The organism is Providencia sp. UF-183 (assembly GCF_058246155.1).
On the sequence record NZ_JBSICD010000006.1, the window covers coordinates 61,490 to 79,014 of the forward strand.

The following is a 17,525-nucleotide window of genomic DNA, read 5'->3' on the forward strand; positions in this document are numbered from 1 at the left end:
CTGTTGCTGAGGTAATAACAACAGGTATTGGTAACGTTATGAAGCACCAAACCTGTTTCACTGCAACATGAGGATCTTATCTATGTTTTCTACAAATGCAAAGTTAGATTATGCGGCACAGGGTAAAAAGACCAACGCAAAGATATATCGCAACCTGATGCCGCTATTGATTTTGGCTTATATTATTAGCTTTATTGACCGTACCAATATTGGTATGGCAAAAAATGCGATGTCGATTGACCTCGGATTATCTGCAACCGCATTTGGGATTGGTGCGGGGTTATTTTTCCTGACTTATTCAATTCTTGAGATCCCAAGTAACTTGATCATGGAAAAAGTCGGTGCGCGTTTTTGGATCACGCGGATCATGATCACGTGGGGACTCTTATCTGCTGCAATGGCATTTGTCACAGGGCCAACGTCTTTCTATATTCTGCGTTTATTATTAGGGGCGGCAGAAGCGGGTTTATATCCTGGGGTGATCCTGTATATGACTTACTGGTTTAGCCAAGAGGAACGGGCTAAAGCGACGGGGTTATTCTTATTAGGTGTGTGCCTTGCCAATATTATTGGTGCCCCATTAAGTGGTTTATTGTTAAGTATGGATGGCTTATTAGGCTTCCATGGTTGGCAGTGGATGTTTGTGATTGAAGGCTTACCTGCGGTTATTCTCGCGTTTGTTGTTTGGTTTGTTTTACCGAATAAACCTGAAGACGCAAAATGGTTAGATGAAGACGATCGGAATTATATTAAATATAAGCACGAACAAGACCAAAATAGTATCAGCGTCAGCAATAACAAATTCTCATTAAAAGCCGCGTTTAAAAACAAAGCATTTATGATGATTGTTGCGATTTATTTTACTCACCAATTCTCAGTATACGGCTTGAGTTATTTCTTACCGACTATCATTGGTGAATACGGCAAATTAACGCCAATTCAAATTGGTTTATTAACGGCAATTCCTTGGATTTCAGCAGCTATTGGCGGTATTTTTGTGGCTAGAAAAGCCAATACGCCACGTCGCTCATCCCGCATCTTAGTTTCAGGGTATGCGGTGATGGCTGTTGGCTTAGTTATCGGCGCTTTGGGTGGGCCAGTCGTTGGGTTAATTGGCTTTTGCTTAACCGCCTTTATGTTTTTCGTGGTGCAGTCCATCATTTTCTCGCTCCCACCGACTTATATGAGTGGTAGTATGCTGGCAGGAAGTTTGGCATTACTGAACTGTTTAGGGTTGTTTGGCGGTTTCTTGGGGCCATTTATTTTAGGGTTCTTTGAAGATTACACGGGTACAGCTACCTCTGGATTATGGTTTGGTGTTGGTCTGTTGGTTATTGGCACACTTATCGCTTCAAAGGTGAACACTAACGGCATGAGCAATAGTGAAAAGGTAGAAACGCCAGCATCGGTACAAGCGAAATAACGCAACATCGCCATTTACAATAGGAAAGTCTACATGAAAATTGTTATCGCACTTGATTCCTTTAAAGGAAGTTGCTCAGCACAGCTTGCATGCCAAGCCGTTGCTGAGGGTTTCAAGCGTGTATCCTCCGATTTGGATATGACATTATTACCCATATCTGATGGCGGAGAAGGCCTGTTGGAGTCACTGGAGCATAGTCCGGTTTTATCTGGTGTAACGCCTTACATATTGACGTGTACTGGGCCCTATGGCAGCAAAGTTGATGCGCGGTTGTTAGTATTGGAAGGAAAAACCGCCTTTATTGAAATGGCTCAAAGCAGCGGTTTAGAGCTCGTCAAATCTGAATTTCGTCATGCCGAAAAAGCCTCGACATACGGTTTGGGGGAGATGGTTAAATACGCCCTCGATTTGGGGTGCAACCGCATTATTATTGGTATTGGCGGAAGTGCAACAAACGATGGCGGGGCGGGCTTTGCCCAAGCACTAGGCGCTCAATTTTACGATAAAAATAATCAATTAATGAGCTCGCCAATAAATGGTGAGGATCTCATTAATATCGTAAAAATTGGGTTGGATAAGTTTGATCCCCGTGCGGCGGCTGTTGAATTTAACGTATCTTGTGATGTAGAAAACCCGTTGCTGGGTAAAAATGGGGCAACGTATATCTATGGTCCACAAAAAGGTGCTGATAGTGCAATGCTCGACCAGCTGGAAGCGGGTATGGCGCACTATGCTCAATTAATGTCGAATACCCTAGGGAAAGACGTCTCTGCCGAGGCAGGGAGTGGGGCGGCAGGGGGCTTAGGGGCTGGGCTACGTTGGTTCGTGGATGCCAAGCTCGAAAAAGGTATCGACCTTGTTTTGGGGTTATTGGGGGCAGAGGCCTACATTCAACAAGCCGATTTAGTGGTGGTTGGAGAAGGGCGAATGGACAGTCAAAGTGCCAATGGTAAAGCCCCTGTCGGTGTTGCCCGTATGGCGAGTCGCTATGGCGTGCCGACAATCGCTTTATGCGGTGGATACAGTGAAGATAGCCGAATTTTGTACCAACACGGCATCACCGCGATGTGGTCACTGTGCCCAGGCCCTGTGTCTTTAGAGCAAGCGATGGTTAACGGAGAACGCTACTTGGCGGATACCGCTGAAAACTTGCTAAGAACGGTATTATCAAGCCAAAAGAAGTTTGTAAAACAATAAGATGAGGCGGTAACATGCTACTGACTGAAAAATTAGCCAATGATATTGTCACGCGTGCAATGGGGATCATCCATCACAACGTCAATGTGATTAACAGTCAGGGCGTGATTATCGCCTCAGGTGAAAAAAAACGTATTGGTGAAACTCATGAAGCCGCAGTGGAGGTGATCCGCTGCGGCAAACGGATCACCATTTACAATGAAAATGAAGCGCGCGCATATTCCAATGTTGCACCGGGGATTAACCACCCGATTATCGTGGCAGATAAAGTGGAGTTAGTGATTGGTGTTAGCGGCGACCCTGTAGTTATTCAGCGTTATGCAGAGCTAGCCATTCTCACCGCAGAGCTATTGATTAAGCAAGAAATTGAACGCCGCAGTATCAATTGGCAGCACCGTTTGCGGGATATGTTATTTGTTCAATTTATTGAAAGCAACACACCCATTCAGGGGCGAAGTGCGTTATTAAAGCTGCATAATTCCGGTTTTTCGTTTTCGCTACCGACTATCCCTGTGATTATTAATATTGAAGCCATTCAGTATCGCCCCGAAATTCTAGATACCATTATTACCGAATTATCGGCGATGGAAAAAAGTGATGTCCTGCTACTCAACAGCCGTGAAGTGTTGATGTTATTTCCCTCAAAACACTATCAAAATGAGTCGTTTATCCCTAACTTACACTTTATTTTAGATAGCCAATTGAGCCAGTATTATATTGGCGTTGGTGTGCAAGCAGATAGTGAAGAACATGTGCGTGATGCAGTGCATTTTGCGCGCTCAGTGATTGATGTTGGTCGCCAAACTGTCCCTGAAAAACAGGTTTTCTTATTTAAAGAAATGGCCTCATTTTGTTTATTTAATGAGTTAGAAAACAGCTATTTATTTAATTTCTTCTTGGATATCTGCAACAAGATTTTATTGCATGATTCAGGGGAGAGCTTGTTAGAAACGTTAGAGCTGTTTTTATCGCAAAATGGTGAGATTGGGAATACCGCTTTGCAGCTGGGTATTCACCGCAACACGCTAAGTTATCGGTTACAACAAATTAAAAAGCAAACGGGGCTCGACCCGACAAAATTCACCGATTTAATTCAATTGTCCGTGGCAATGCATGGCTACCGTCGTCGTTATCCAAAACAGCAGCCATGGTTAGATGCATTAACCTAATAAGTCGATAGGTTACTTTTGCTGTAAAACCCAAATTGCGGCTTCAACGCGCGATTTTAAATTGAGTTTTTTCAGCAAATGCTTCACATGCACTTTAACGGTACTTTCTGTAATAGTTAATTTATTGGCAATTTGCTTATTGGATAAACCCTGTGAGATTAAATCCAATATATGGGTTTCTCTTGGGGTGAGTGCCGTTAAATTATGATCCGTCGATGCGCGGTTATCTCTTAATGATTCGGCCAAAACAGAGGCTAATGTTGGGCTGACTACCATTTTACCGCTGGCGGCTTCTTTCAATGCAATAATCAGTTTTTCGGGTTCCATATCCTTTAATAAATAGCCATCAGCACCGTGTTTTAGCGCATTAATTAAATCTTCACCATAGTTAGAGACGGTGAATAAAATAATGCGACCAGAAAGTTCACGGCTGCGTAAATTACTGAGAACTTCAAACCCGTTCATTCCCGGCATATTTAAATCTAATAGGATTAAATCGGGATCATATTCTTCGGCGAGTCTAATGCCTGTTTCGCCGTTATCAGCTTCCCCTATCACCTGCAAGGTCGGTTCTAAGCTGATTAGCTGTTTAACGCCATTACGCAGCATAGGATGATCATCAATGAGTAAAATAGTGGATTGCCCAGTCGTGATATTTTTGCTTTCCATCAACACGTAACTCCAATTTAATTAAGCCACAGCGAGTGGGAATGTGACACTGACGGTCGTTCCCCCCTGAACGCGAGGTGCAATTTGGTACTCCCCGTTTAAGCTCAGAGCTCTTTCCCTCATGATAATCAGCCCATAATGGTTATTTTTTGTGGGCTGAGGTTGAATGCCTTCACCATTATCTTCAATGGTGACGGTGATGACACCTGAATTTTCGAATAATGAAACTTGCGACCAATTTGCATTGGCGTGCTTGAGAATATTGCTCAAGGCTTCTCGGATTATCTGTATGATATGAATAGATTGGTGTGGTGAAATACTTTTCGCTGGCAGTTGGTAATTCAAATTTATTTCAAAGCCAACACGTTGGCTAAATTCACTGATAGTACTTTCCAAAGAGGGTAATAAACCCGGTTCAGTGAGTTTTAACCTAAAGGTAGTTAATAATTCACGTAATTGGCTATATGCCAAATTAATTTCATTGCGCATTTCATTGAGTAAATCTTGTTGTTTATTGGGCAATGATTCAGGTTGCATTTGCAGATAACTAATTTGCATTTTTAAACATGATAGCGATTGGGCAATAGAGTCATGAAGTTCTCTGGCGATTGCCGAGCGTTCATCCATAATTAGCAATTGTTGTTGCTGCTCTAATTGGTGTGCCATTGCTAACATGCCGGTGATTTGTTTGACCAACATCAGCACTAAATTATTTTGTTCATCAGATAAAGGCTTATCTATTGGTATTTCGGCGAGAATAGCCCCATAGCGGTGTAAATTATCGGAGATATCCCACGATAACACTGTCGGATGTTCCACAGTTTCAGGGGCTGGAAATTCACCACAGTGGATGTCATGAAAATAGGTATCGTTATTTTCTTCATATAGCCGCAAGCTGATATTTTTAAGCGGTGTCAGGTTTTGCAGCTCCACCAGTACTTTTTCCAGTCGTACCGCTAATGGGTCAATAGAATGCAAGGTACGATTTGATTGATACAAGTACAGCAATACTTTGTTTTTATTCTGTAAGTCTGCCGTTTTTTCTTCGACGCGAGATTCTAGTTGGTGGTAACTTTGTGCTAATTCGTCAGACATTTGGTTTAATGTTTGTCCAAGGGCGCTAAGCTCATCGTGTTTTTTATACGTCGGGTAACGTTGGCTAAAATCCCGATGACTGATCGCATTCACCATATTTAACAGTTTTAGCCAAGGGTAATAAATTTTCTTCCTAAAATGGCAAATGGTGAAGAGTAATAATAGGGAAACGAGGCCGATAAATACCATTTGCGTCATGGCGACATAGGTCATTTTACGTTCTGTTTTTTCGTCGATACTTTTTACTAGCTCATCGATTTTATTAACAAAATTGATGACTTCAAAGCGTGCATCATTTGGGGAAGAGGCTCTTGCTAGTGCAGGCCTTAAATCACTTAACCAATATTGGTGAAGCTCGCTAAATAGGTGAGTTAAATCCTCAATTTCGACTACCTGAGTTAATTCAGGGCTTAATAAATCACGTTCAAGTTCATTCAGATAAACATCCGAATAGGTACTGAGTGGCGTTAATGAAAGCAAATGATAACTTTGCATTCTTAGTGACCCTGATTTATTTATTGCGTGAGCGTTCCCTTGCACGCTAATAATCATTTGGTTGGAAATTGTCATGCCAATAATACCGAGTACGGCAATCAATAACATTAAGCCAATAACTTGGTTAATGATTGAAAATCGACGATTCGCAGTTGGCATACATAATCCTTAATTCCATTACATCATTATTCACTATTTTTTATAACGCTATTATTGTTCCTCTATTCGACAAAATTGAATATGCCACTTCGGTATTACTCCCTAATATCTCACTGAGTATTTTTGCTAAAAATCTCATCAATAAATGTTTTTAATGAATGATATTATTTCTTTATATTCAAATAATTAAGTGAAAATACCCCTAATACTCCTCTGGTGGACGGTCTGAGTTTCATGGCAAATTTGATTTAAATCTCCCTTGATTTAGATCAGCTTCATGGAGGCTTATTCGCCACACACTGCGTTCAGAAAATCGTATTTATCGGGGTGAGTTATGTCTCAACGAGAGAGTATTAATCATACTGCTACGCAGGCAAAAGGGGTTATTCAGGATTGGCGCCCTGAAGAAAGCCAATTTTGGCAGCAAACGGGCCAGCGAATTGCTAAGCGCAATTTGTGGATTTCAATTCCGTGTTTGTTGCTCGCATTCTGTGTATGGATGTTATTTAGCGCGGTTGCCGTTAATTTAAATAAAGTGGGTTTTAATTTTACCACTGACCAATTATTTCTATTAACCGCACTTCCTTCCGTTTCAGGCGCATTATTACGGGTGCCTTATTCTTTTGTTATTCCTATCTTTGGTGGTCGCCGTTGGACGGCAATTAGCACCGTATTTCTGATTATTCCGTGTATTTGGCTGGGCTATGCGATTCAAGACCCAACAACGCCATACCAAGTGTTTGTGATTATTTCCCTGCTTTGTGGTTTTGCGGGAGCAAACTTTGCATCAAGTATGGCGAATATCAGTTTCTTTTTCCCTAAAGCTCGCCAAGGTGGCGCACTGGGCTTAAATGGTGGCCTAGGAAACCTAGGCGTTAGCGTGATGCAGCTAGTTGCACCGTTTATTGTCGGTGTAGGCGTGTTTGCTTTTGCAGGGGGAACCGGGGCGGTTCAGCCTGATGGCTCAGTGCTGTGGCTGGAAAATGCGGCGTGGGTTTGGGTACCATTCTTGCTGTTTTTTACGGTGATGGCGTGGTTTGGCATGAACGATTTGGCTGCCAATAAAGCGTCTTTAAAACAGCAACTTCCTGTTTTGAAACGTGGACATTTGTGGATTTTAAGCCTGTTATACCTCTCAACATTTGGTTCATTTATCGGTTTTTCCGCGGGCTTTGCCATGCTGTCAAAAACCCAGTTCCCCGATATCGTTATCTTGAAATTTGCTTTCTTTGGCCCATTCCTTGGCGCATTAGCACGCCCACTCGGTGGCATGCTGTCTGATCGTTTTGGCGGCGTCAAAGTCACTTTCTTGAATTTTATCGCCATGGCCATTTTCTCAGGCTTACTGTTCTTCACCTTGCCAGAAAACGGCCAAGGCGGCTCCTTCGGTGCATTTTATGGCGTATTTATGGTGCTGTTCTTAACGGCAGGGTTAGGCAGTGGCTCCACATTCCAAATGATCGCTGTGGTTTTTCGTAAATTAACCATGGACAAAGCCCTATTAAGAGGTGCTTCAGAACAAGAAGCGCAAAAAGAAGCAGTAACAGAAAGTGCGGCAGCGCTTGGGTTTATCTCTGCCATTGGTGCAATTGGTGGCTTTTTCATTCCAAAAGCCTTTGGGACGTCTTTAACCCTGACGGGTTCGCCCGCTGATGCCATGAAAGTGTTCTTTGTATTTTATCTCTCTTGTGTGTTTATCACGTGGCTAGTCTACGGGCGTACCCACAAATAATAACAAGTAATAAAAACCCTTTTTAAGCAATGTACGGCGGCGGTCGCCGTCTCTTTGGAGGCAATCCGAATGAGCAAATTTTTAGACAGATTTCGTTATTTTAAGCAGCTGGGTGATACCTTCGCAGGCGGTCATGGGCAAGAGCTCAATGTGAATCGTGATTGGGAAGATGGTTACCGCAGCCGCTGGCAGCACGATAAAGTCGTGCGTTCTACCCACGGCGTTAACTGCACCGGTTCATGTAGCTGGAAGATTTACGTCAAAAATGGCCTTGTGACGTGGGAAACACAACAAACTGACTACCCACGTACTCGCCCAGATTTACCTGACCACGAACCACGTGGTTGCCCGCGAGGTGCCAGTTATTCATGGTATTTATACAGCGCAAACCGCGTGAAATACCCGATGATGCGCAAGCGTTTACTGAAATTATGGCGCGATGCAAAAGCGGAGCACCAAGACCCTGTTGCGGCGTGGTTATCCATCATTAGCGACCCAGAAAAAGCACAGAGTTACAAACAAGCCCGTGGCCGCGGTGGTTTTGTGCGCTCCAGTTGGCAGGAAGTGAACGAGTTAATTGCAGCCGCTAACGTGGCGACGATTAAAGAATTTGGCCCTGACCGCATTGTTGGCTTTTCACCAATCCCAGCGATGTCGATGGTGTCTTATGCATCAGGCGCCCGTTATTTATCCCTCATCGGTGGGGCTTGTCTGAGCTTCTACGATTGGTATTGCGACTTACCGCCTGCATCCCCAATGACGTGGGGCGAGCAAACGGACGTGCCTGAATCCGCGGACTGGTATAACTCATCCTACATTATTGCTTGGGGCTCGAACGTCCCGCAAACCCGTACGCCAGATGCCCACTTCTTTGCTGAAGTCCGCTACAAAGGGACAAAAACGGTTGCTGTCACGCCAGATTACGCAGAAATCACCAAATTCTGTGACCATTGGCTGAACCCAAAACAAGGGACAGACAGTGCGATGGCGATGGCGATGGGGCATGTCATCCTCAATGAGTTCCACGTCAAACGTGAAGCAGAATATTTCCGTGAATATGTTCGCACCTATACCGATATGCCGATGTTGGTGATGCTCGATAAACACGAAAATGGTGCTTATGTTGCTGGTCGCATGCTGCGCGCTTCGGATCTGGTTGATTCTTTAGGCGAAGAGAAAAATGCCGAATGGAAAACTATCGCGATTGATGAAGAAACTGGGGCACTGTGTGCGCCTCAAGGTTCGATGGGATTCCGTTGGGATGACAGCCAAAAATGGAACTTAGAACCGCGTGCAGGGCAAGATGCGCACCAGATCAAAATGCAACTCAGCCTTGCGGACTCGCACGATGAATTTGTTGAGGTTGGTTTCCCATACTTTGGTGGCTTAGAAAGCGAGCATTTCCAAAGTGTTGAACTGAAAGACGTCTTACTGCATAAATTACCTGCGAAACGTATTCAGCTTGCTGATGGCAGCGAGTCACTGGTCACTAGCGTGTATGATTTGATGCTCGCTAACTACGGCATTGACCGTGGTTTCGGTGATGAAAACTGTGCTGTTGATTACGATGATATGAAAGCGTATTCCCCTGCATGGGCTGAAAAAGTCACTGGGGTGAGCCGCCAAGATATCATTCGTATCGCCCGTGAATTTGCGGATACCGCAGAGAAAACGCACGGTCGCGCCATGGTAATTGTCGGGGCAGGTATCAACCATTGGTACCACATGGACATGACTTACCGCGCCATTATCAACATGCTGATTTTCTGCGGCTGCGTGGGTCAAAGTGGCGGCGGTTGGTCACACTATGTTGGGCAAGAAAAATTGCGTCCACAAACAGGTTGGATGCCACTGGCTTTTGGCCTCGATTGGCAGCGCCCACCACGTCACATGAACAGCACATCGTTCTTCTATAACCACTCTAGCCAATGGCGTTATGAAACCGTAGGGACGGAAGAGTTACTTTCACCTTTAGCGGATAAAAAAGCATTTAGCGGCAGCTTAGTGGACATGAACGTGCGTGCCGAAAGAATGGGGTGGTTGCCATCAGCACCGCAGTTAAGTGTTAACCCAATTAATATTGCTAAACAGGCACAAGACGCGGGGCTTTCCCCAGTGGATTACACGGTTAAGCAATTGAAAGACGGTAATATTCGTTTTGCAGCAGAACAGCCAGATGACCCGCAAAACTTCCCACGTAACCTGTTTATTTGGCGCTCAAACTTATTGGGTTCCGCAGGGAAAGGCCATGAATATTTATTGAAGTATTTGCTGGGTACTGAAAATGGTATTCAAGGCAAAGACTTAGGTCAACAAGGTGGCGTGAAACCGGAAGAGGTGGAATGGCAAGATACAGCGGCACAAGGGAAAGTGGACTTAGTAGTGACTCTCGATTTCAGAATGTCGAGCACCTGCCTGTTCTCAGACGTTATTTTACCGACAGCCACTTGGTATGAAAAAGACGATATGAATACCTCGGATATGCATCCGTTTATTCACCCATTGTCAGCCGCAGTCGACCCTGCTTGGGAGTCGAAAAGTGACTGGGAAATCTACAAAGGTATTGCCAAAGCTTTCTCCGACGTCAGTGTCGGTCACTTAGGCAAAGAAACCGATGTCGTCACACTGCCTATCCAGCACGATAGTAAAGCCGAAATGGCGCAACCTTTTGATGTGAGAGATTGGAAAAAAGGCGAATGTGACCTGATCCCCGGAAAAACGGCACCGCACATTATTTGTGTTGAACGTGACTACCCCAATACTTACGCGCGTTTTACCTCCCTTGGCCCATTAATGGACAAATTAGGGAACGGCGGGAAAGGTATTAGTTGGAATACACAAGATGAAATTGATTTCCTGAAAAAACTGAACAAAACCCAGCCAGAAGGGGCTAATGCAGGGCGTCCTAAAATTGACACCGCCATTGATGCAGCTGAGGTGATTTTAACCTTAGCCCCTGAAACGAATGGGCAAGTGGCCGTGAAAGCGTGGGATGCATTAAGTAAGGTTACAGGGCGTGACCATACGCATTTAGCACGCTACAAAGAAGATGAGAAAATTCGCTTCCGCGATATTGTGGCACAACCGCGTAAGATCATTTCCAGCCCAACGTGGTCAGGTTTAGAAGATGAGCATGTTTCTTACAACGCTTGTTATACCAACGTTCATGAGATGATCCCGTGGCGTACACTCAGTGGCCGTCAGCAGTTATATCAAGACCATGAATGGATGCGTGCTTTCGGTGAAAGCCTTGTGGTATATCGCCCGCCAATCGATACGCGTGCGGCTCAGCCATTAATGGGGAAAAAATCCAACGGTTACCCTGAAAAAGCGCTGAATTTCCTGACGCCACACCAAAAATGGGGCATTCACTCCACTTATAGTGACAACTTATTGATGTTGACGCTCGGTCGTGGTGGCCCTGTGGTTTGGCTCAGTGAGGACGATGCCCGCGAGTTAGGTATTGAAGATAACGATTGGGTTGAAGCGTTTAACAGCAATGGGGCATTGACGGCAAAAGCGATCGTCAGTCAGCGGATCCCTGATGGCATGATCATGATGTACCACGCGCAAGAGCGGTTGATCAATTTGCCGGGGTCAGAAATTACGGCGCAACGTGGGGGGATCCATAACTCCGTAACGCGTGTTTGCCCGAAACCGACCCATATGATTGGTGGTTACGCCCATCTGGCTTATAGCTTCAATTACTACGGAACCGTGGGTTCTAACCGTGATGAGTTTGTGGTTGTTCGCAAAATGAAACAGGTCGACTGGCTGGATGGGGAAAACGATGCCTATCAGCAGACCCTGAGCGGAAAGGAGAAAGCATAATGAAAATTCGTTCTCAAGTCGGCATGGTGCTAAACCTCGATAAATGTATTGGTTGCCACACGTGCTCAGTGACCTGTAAAAATGTTTGGACCAGTCGCGAAGGCGTTGAATACGCATGGTTTAATAACGTCGAAACTAAACCAGGTATCGGCTACCCCCATCACTGGGAAGATCAGGATAAATGGAAGGGTGGCTGGATCCGTACCATTAAAGGCAAGCTAGTTCCACGCATGGGGAACAAAGTCGGCGTACTGTCTAAAATCTTTGCTAACCCTGATGTACCTGCTTTGGATGATTATTATGAGCCATTTAATTATGACTATGGTCATTTAAAAAATGCCAAAGAAGGCAAACATGTTCCGACTGCGCGTCCACGGTCGTTGATCACCGGCGAACGGATGAGCAACGTGAAAATGGGGCCTAACTGGGAAGATGACCTCGGTGGCGAATTTGCGAAGCGTGCCGCAGATAAAAACTTTGAGCACATCCAAAAAGAGATGTACGGCCAGTTTGAAAATACATTCATGATGTATTTACCACGCCTGTGTGAACATTGTTTGAACCCTGCGTGTGTCGCAACGTGCCCAAGTGGTGCGATTTACAAACGCTCTGAAGACGGTATCGTCCTGATTGACCAAGATAAATGCCGTGGATGGCGTATGTGCTTAACAGGCTGCCCGTACAAAAAAATCTACTTTAACTGGAAAAGCGGTAAGTCAGAAAAATGTATTTTCTGTTACCCACGGATTGAATCTGGCATGCCAACAGTTTGCTCGGAAACCTGTGTTGGGCGTATTCGTTATTTAGGTGTGTTGTTGTATGACGCCGATAAAATTGAATCGGCGGCGAGTGTGGAAAAAGAAACAGATCTGTACCAAAGCCAGCTCGATGTATTCCTTGATCCACACGACCCTAAAGTGATTGAAGAGGCGCAAAAACAGGGGATCCCATTAAGTGTGATCGATGCTGCCCAGAAATCACCAGTGTATAAAATGGCGATGGAATGGAAGCTAGCGCTGCCGCTGCACCCTGAATATCGCACATTACCGATGGTGTGGTATGTGCCACCTTTGTCACCTATTCAATCTGTCGCTGATTCGGGTTTATTGGCAAACAATGGCGTATTGCCTGATGTGGAAAGCTTGCGTATTCCAGTGCAGTACCTCGCCAATTTATTAACCGCTGGGGATACGGAACCTGTGCTGTTAGCACTAAAACGCATGCTAGCGATGCGTCATTATAAACGTGCTGAAACCGTAGAAAACCAGTGTGATACCAGTGCGTTAGAGCAAGTGGGGTTAACGGAATCACAAGCACAAGAAATGTACCGTTACTTAGCGATTGCTAACTATGAAGACCGTTTTGTGATCCCATCCAGCCACCGTGAATTAGCGCGTGAAGCGTTCCCAGAAGCCAAAGCTTGTGGCTTTAGTTTTGGCGATGGCTGCCATGGTAGCGATAGCAAAACCAACCTGTTTAATAGCAGACGTATTGATGCCATTGATGTAACACCAAAAACGGCGCAGGAGAACACACTATGATGACGTTAAGAGTGATTTCTCGGTTGTTAGAGTACCCTTCAGAGGCGCTTTGGCAGCACCGTGATGAGTTAATCGAGGCGTTAGAGCAGGCGGATGAATTACCCGTGACCCGTGCGGTTCAACTGATGATGTTTGTGCGTGAATACCTCAATGAAAACTTGCTGGATATGCAGGCGCAATATTGTGAGCTGTTTGATAGAGGACGCGCGACATCGTTGCTGTTATTCGAACATGTTCATGGGGAATCCCGCGACCGCGGCCAAGCGATGGTCGATTTAATGGGGCAGTACCAGCAACATGGCTTGCAAATCGATTGCAAAGAGCTGCCCGACCATTTGCCCATTTACTTGGAGTATCTCACTGTTTTACCACCACAAGAAACGGTGGGGGGCTTACACGATATCGCGCCAATCTTAGCGTTATTAGGGGAACGATTAAAACAGCGTGAAAGCCGCTTTGCGAGCTTGTTTGAGATATTGCTTGAGTTATCCAATAGCGAAATTGCCACTGAGCAACTTAGCGAAAAAGTGGCATCAGAAGCGCGGGATGACACGCCTCAAGCCCTTGATGCGGTGTGGGAAGAGGAACAAGTGAAGTTTTTTGCGGATGAGAAAACCTGCGGTGGAGAAGTCACCGCACATCAACACCGTTTTGCTAATGCCGTCACGCCACAATACTTGGATCTCGGCACAAGCAGCCATGTAGGAGTGCAAAAATGAATTTTCTCAATCAATTCTTCTTCGACATCTACCCATATATTGCGGGCACTGTGTTTATTGTCGGCAGTTGGTTGCGCTATGACTACGGCCAATACACATGGCGTGCGGGTTCAAGCCAAATGTTAGATAAAAAGAATATGCGTCTGGCATCCAATTTATTCCATTTGGGGATTATTGGGATTTTTGTCGGCCATTTTTTGGGTATGTTAACACCACATTGGATGTATGAATCTTTCCTGCCAATGCATATCAAGCAGTTGATGGCGATGATTGGGGGCGGTTCCGCGGGGGTGATGATGTTAATTGGTGGCGCGATGTTATTGAAACGCCGACTGACTAACCCACGTATTCGCGCCACATCTTCCTTTGGTGACATCATGATTATGGTGTTGCTGGTGGTGCAAGTGTGTTTAGGGCTACTCACTATTCCATTCTCTGCGCAGCATATGGATGGCAGCGAAATGTTGAAATTAGTGGGGTGGGCACAGTCTGTGGTGACATTCCATTGGGGCGCATCGAATTATCTTGAAGGCGTTGGCATCGTGTTCAAGTTACACATCGTGTTGGGGATGACGATATTTTTACTCTTCCCATTCTGCCGTTTAGTGCACATTTGGAGTGCACCTATCGAATACCTAAGTCGTCGGTATCAGTTGGTGAGAAATCGCCACTAAGTTCGGGTTTCACAGGGAAGTGAGCCAGTACATTGCTCTTGTGTAATTGATTCTTGTGTAAACAACAAATATGGCTATTTTGGCACCCCATCTAACATGTTAGATGGGGTTTTTTTGTGTTTATTTGCTGACGGCGGGTTCGATATAGCCAAGGCGGCGAGAAATAAGCAAACAAACATGGGCAAGTTCATCATTGACCCTGTCTATTTTGGGCAACATACGGTGTGTCGGGCCTGCAACGCTGATAGCCCCAACAATATTCCCAGTATAGTTAAATATTGGCCTTGCAACACATGTTAGCCCTTCTTCGTTTTCTTCATCATCTAAAGAAAAGCCTTTCAAACGAATATCGGCCAACAATTCATACAGCTTCATTCTATCGACAACGGTTTTTTCCGTGAATTTTACTAGCGGTTTATCTAGAACCTCATCAATTTCTTCCAAAGGCTGGAACGCTAAAAGCGCTTTCCCAATCCCTGTGCAGTAGGCGGGTAGCCTTGCCCCTAATTTTGCAGTTGTTTGAATCGATAGGGTGCCTTCGCTTTTATACAGATACACCACATGCCCACTGTTATAGACTCCCAAAAAGCAGGTTTCGAATGTTGAGCTCGATAGTGTTTTTAAGTAAGGGATTGAAACTTCAACTAAATTAACATTCATTAAGCCTTTAATTCCAAGTTCAAGGCTTTTTAAATCAAGGTTGTAACGCTCTGTAAGGTGATCGATGCTGACATATTGGCGTTCTTTTAACGTCTCTAATATCCGAAACGCCGTTGTTTTGGCGATCCCTGTGTTTTTCACCAATTCTGCCAATGAAATTCCATCGGAATGATTACTTATTTCTTCAAGGATGGTCAGTACTCTATCGATGTTTGATGAGTTTGCTTGGCTGTCTTTCGTCATTGTTGGCTCCTTACATGCGCTGGGGTCATTGTACGCATAATTTCATGTGAATTAAACGTCGTTCCATTTTCTCCTTACACTCACCATTTTTGTGCGTAAAAACAGGTGATTTGTAATTAATTGATAAATCTTGCCTTTACGTTATTGATTGTGATCTCGATCGTCATTTGCATAAAAACGGAACGACATTCCTATATTTTAATGTATGTTGTTTAAAAAGGAACAGCGTTCCATTATTTTAAAGGGATAAATATGTTGATAGTGACCATTGATACAGGGACAACAAATACCCGCGTGAGAGCATGGCGAAACAATACGGTTGTGGGGGAGCTGAGCGCGGAAGTCGGGATTCGGGATTGTGCGAAAAATGGAAGTAATGCGCGTTTAATTCAATCAATAAAAACGCTTTTGGCACAGCTTTTGGCAAAATTTAGTGATGAAGAAAGGGCAAATTATCGCTTAGTCGCGTCGGGTATGATTACTTCAGAAATTGGGTTATGCCATTTGCCCCATGAAGTCACGCCTGTTTCGATGAAACAGCTCGCACAAAAGGTTAGCGCGTGTGTGATAAGCGAAATTAGCGAAAAACCCATTATTTTTATACCAGGAATTAAAAATCAAACCACGGAGTTAACGTTTGATTCCATTGAAAGTATGGATGTAATGCGTGGTGAAGAAGCTGAGATCTTCGGTATCTTAGCGCAGCAGCCAGATTTAGGTGCTTCGTTGGTTATCTTACCAGGTTCGCATTCAAAGTTTGTTCGCATTGATGACAATAAAAATGTGATTGCACTGGCAACCACGATGGCCGGCGAAATCTTCGATACGCTGACGCATCAAACGATACTCGCCAGCTCATTAGAGCACCAGTTTGCTGAGCAAATTGACGATGAATATTTACTTAAAGGCGCCACATTAAGCCAGCAAGTGGGGATCGCGAGAAGTTGTTTTTCAGTCAGATTATTAGACCTTTTCACTGAGGCCACACTTGACCAAAAATCGAGTTTTTTATTAGGCGCGATTTTAGCATCAGATTTGCTTGCGATAAAAAACAGCCAAGCCTTATGTGTGACTAACGATATAAAAATTGTGATTAGTGGAAAACCTATCTTAGCGAATGCGCTTCAATTATTAATTAAAAACGATAGCTATTTCACGGGTGAAATCAGCGTATTAAAAGATAAAAAGGAACAGCCATATTCTGGGTTAGGAGCAATTTCAATATTAAACCTCACAGAATATAGATAAACATTTTTAATAATTTGTTATTAGGTGATTGTATGAATCTTGAAAATGAAATTCCTTTAATTGCAATATTGCGTGGAATTAAACCCGAAGAAGTTTTAGATCATGTTTCAATATTGGCTGAGGAAGGTTTTAAATATATAGAAATTCCATTGAATTCCCCTGAATGGGAAAAAAGTATTCCATTGGCTATTCAACATCATGGAAACCAATTAAAAATAGGCGCAGGAACCGTCTTGAATCAACAAAATGTTGAAAAATTAGCGGCAATGAACGCAAAGATTATTGTTACGCCGAATATTAATGTTTCGGTGATCAAATCATCTTTAGCAAACAAGATGGAAATATACCCAGGTTGTGCAACAGCCACTGAGGCATTTACAGCGATTGATGCAGGTGCCTGTAACTTAAAAATATTTCCAACCGCACCGCTAGGAGTTAACTACGTTAAGTCACTGATGTCAGTGATCCCTAAAGAGATAGCTATTTATGCCGTTGGTGGCGTGACGCCACAAAACTTACACGAGTACCTAAGCATTGGCTGTTATGGCGCAGGGCTTGGGAATGACCTTTACCGAGTAGGCCAAACACCAGAGAAAACCAGAGAAAACGCGAAAGCATTTATATCTGCATATATCGCATTTAAAAATCAAAATTATTAAGTTAAAAGAGA

The 17,525-nt window shown here is 44.2% G+C and carries 13 protein-coding genes; 10 read left to right on the plus strand and 3 right to left on the minus strand.

Translation table 11 applies throughout. The features are described 5' to 3' along the window. Positions 1-82: 82 nt before the first annotated feature. From AC4IFT_RS07285 to AC4IFT_RS07295, 3 genes are read left to right on the plus strand one after another with little or no spacing between them, the layout of a single operon-like run. On the plus strand, positions 83-1,423 hold the full coding sequence (locus AC4IFT_RS07285) for an MFS transporter (RefSeq protein WP_490750976.1): 1,341 nt from the start codon (positions 83-85) through the stop codon (positions 1,421-1,423). A gap of 33 nt (positions 1,424-1,456) precedes the next feature. After that, complete coding sequence (locus AC4IFT_RS07290) at positions 1,457-2,620, plus strand: glycerate kinase (protein WP_490750977.1); 1,164 nt, start codon at positions 1,457-1,459, stop codon at positions 2,618-2,620. A 14-nt stretch (positions 2,621-2,634) separates the two neighbouring features. Continuing rightward, entirely contained in the window at positions 2,635-3,789 is a 1,155-nt protein-coding gene (locus tag AC4IFT_RS07295) for a CdaR family transcriptional regulator (protein WP_490734235.1), read from the plus strand. Positions 3,790-3,801: 12 nt separating this feature from the next. Here the strand turns inward: AC4IFT_RS07295 and narL are convergent, their stop codons facing one another. Both narL and narX read right to left on the minus strand, forming a co-directional pair. Beyond that, entirely contained in the window at positions 3,802-4,458 is a 657-nt protein-coding gene (gene narL, locus AC4IFT_RS07300; protein ID WP_273838406.1) for a two-component system response regulator NarL, read from the minus strand. Between the two features lie 21 nt (positions 4,459-4,479). Further along, a complete protein-coding gene (narX, locus tag AC4IFT_RS07305) occupies positions 4,480-6,207 on the minus strand; it encodes a nitrate/nitrite two-component system sensor histidine kinase NarX (RefSeq protein ID WP_490750978.1) in 1,728 nt (575 codons plus the stop codon). Between the two features lie 334 nt (positions 6,208-6,541). On the opposite strand from narX, the gene AC4IFT_RS07310 reads away from it, so the two are divergent. The 5 genes from AC4IFT_RS07310 to narI all read left to right on the plus strand — a co-directional run bounded on the left by AC4IFT_RS07310 (position 6,542) and on the right by narI (position 14,704). Further along, complete coding sequence (locus AC4IFT_RS07310; RefSeq protein ID WP_490734239.1) at positions 6,542-7,939, plus strand: NarK family nitrate/nitrite MFS transporter; 1,398 nt, start codon at positions 6,542-6,544, stop codon at positions 7,937-7,939. 69 nt (positions 7,940-8,008) lie between these two features. Beyond that, positions 8,009-11,770, plus strand: a complete 3,762-nt coding sequence (locus AC4IFT_RS07315) for a nitrate reductase subunit alpha (protein WP_490750979.1) — start codon at positions 8,009-8,011, stop codon at positions 11,768-11,770. After that, a complete protein-coding gene (narH, locus tag AC4IFT_RS07320; RefSeq protein WP_490750980.1) occupies positions 11,770-13,311 on the plus strand; it encodes a nitrate reductase subunit beta in 1,542 nt (513 codons plus the stop codon). Before AC4IFT_RS07315 ends, narH begins: the two co-directional genes overlap by 1 nt. Then, positions 13,308-14,030, plus strand: a complete 723-nt coding sequence (narJ, locus tag AC4IFT_RS07325; RefSeq protein WP_490734245.1) for a nitrate reductase molybdenum cofactor assembly chaperone — start codon at positions 13,308-13,310, stop codon at positions 14,028-14,030. The genes narH and narJ overlap by 4 nt, the downstream gene beginning before the upstream one ends. Continuing rightward, positions 14,027-14,704, plus strand: a complete 678-nt coding sequence (gene narI / locus AC4IFT_RS07330) for a respiratory nitrate reductase subunit gamma (RefSeq protein WP_206083360.1) — start codon at positions 14,027-14,029, stop codon at positions 14,702-14,704. The genes narJ and narI overlap by 4 nt, the downstream gene beginning before the upstream one ends. A gap of 120 nt (positions 14,705-14,824) precedes the next feature. Here narI and AC4IFT_RS07335 read toward each other — a convergent pair whose 3' ends face one another. Further along, positions 14,825-15,607: an IclR family transcriptional regulator gene (locus AC4IFT_RS07335; protein ID WP_225820483.1), complete on the minus strand. Its 783-nt coding sequence runs from the start codon at positions 15,605-15,607 to the stop codon at positions 14,825-14,827. Positions 15,608-15,859: 252 nt separating this feature from the next. On the opposite strand from AC4IFT_RS07335, the gene AC4IFT_RS07340 reads away from it, so the two are divergent. Both AC4IFT_RS07340 and AC4IFT_RS07345 read left to right on the plus strand, forming a co-directional pair. Beyond that, positions 15,860-16,855, plus strand: a complete 996-nt coding sequence (locus AC4IFT_RS07340; protein WP_490734248.1) for a 2-dehydro-3-deoxygalactonokinase — start codon at positions 15,860-15,862, stop codon at positions 16,853-16,855. 32 nt (positions 16,856-16,887) lie between these two features. Further along, positions 16,888-17,514: a 2-dehydro-3-deoxy-6-phosphogalactonate aldolase gene (locus AC4IFT_RS07345; protein WP_490750981.1), complete on the plus strand. Its 627-nt coding sequence runs from the start codon at positions 16,888-16,890 to the stop codon at positions 17,512-17,514. Positions 17,515-17,525 lie beyond the last annotated feature (11 nt).

Bases quoted from the DNA above. Each gene is read 5' to 3' on its own strand.
- AC4IFT_RS07285 (WP_490750976.1), top strand. From the start codon at position 83: ATGTTTTCTACAAATGCAAAGTTAGATTATGCGGCACAGGGTAAAAAG.
- AC4IFT_RS07290 (WP_490750977.1), top strand. From the start codon at position 1,457: ATGAAAATTGTTATCGCACTTGATTCCTTTAAAGGAAGTTGCTCAGCA.
- AC4IFT_RS07295 (WP_490734235.1), top strand. From the start codon at position 2,635: ATGCTACTGACTGAAAAATTAGCCAATGATATTGTCACGCGTGCAATG.
- narL (WP_273838406.1), bottom strand. From the start codon at position 4,458: ATGGAAAGCAAAAATATCACGACTGGGCAATCCACTATTTTACTCATT.
- narX (WP_490750978.1), bottom strand. From the start codon at position 6,207: ATGCCAACTGCGAATCGTCGATTTTCAATCATTAACCAAGTTATTGGC.
- AC4IFT_RS07310 (WP_490734239.1), top strand. From the start codon at position 6,542: ATGTCTCAACGAGAGAGTATTAATCATACTGCTACGCAGGCAAAAGGG.
- AC4IFT_RS07315 (WP_490750979.1), top strand. From the start codon at position 8,009: ATGAGCAAATTTTTAGACAGATTTCGTTATTTTAAGCAGCTGGGTGAT.
- narH (WP_490750980.1), top strand. From the start codon at position 11,770: ATGAAAATTCGTTCTCAAGTCGGCATGGTGCTAAACCTCGATAAATGT.
- narJ (WP_490734245.1), top strand. From the start codon at position 13,308: ATGATGACGTTAAGAGTGATTTCTCGGTTGTTAGAGTACCCTTCAGAG.
- narI (WP_206083360.1), top strand. From the start codon at position 14,027: ATGAATTTTCTCAATCAATTCTTCTTCGACATCTACCCATATATTGCG.
- AC4IFT_RS07335 (WP_225820483.1), bottom strand. From the start codon at position 15,607: ATGACGAAAGACAGCCAAGCAAACTCATCAAACATCGATAGAGTACTG.
- AC4IFT_RS07340 (WP_490734248.1), top strand. From the start codon at position 15,860: ATGTTGATAGTGACCATTGATACAGGGACAACAAATACCCGCGTGAGA.
- AC4IFT_RS07345 (WP_490750981.1), top strand. From the start codon at position 16,888: ATGAATCTTGAAAATGAAATTCCTTTAATTGCAATATTGCGTGGAATT.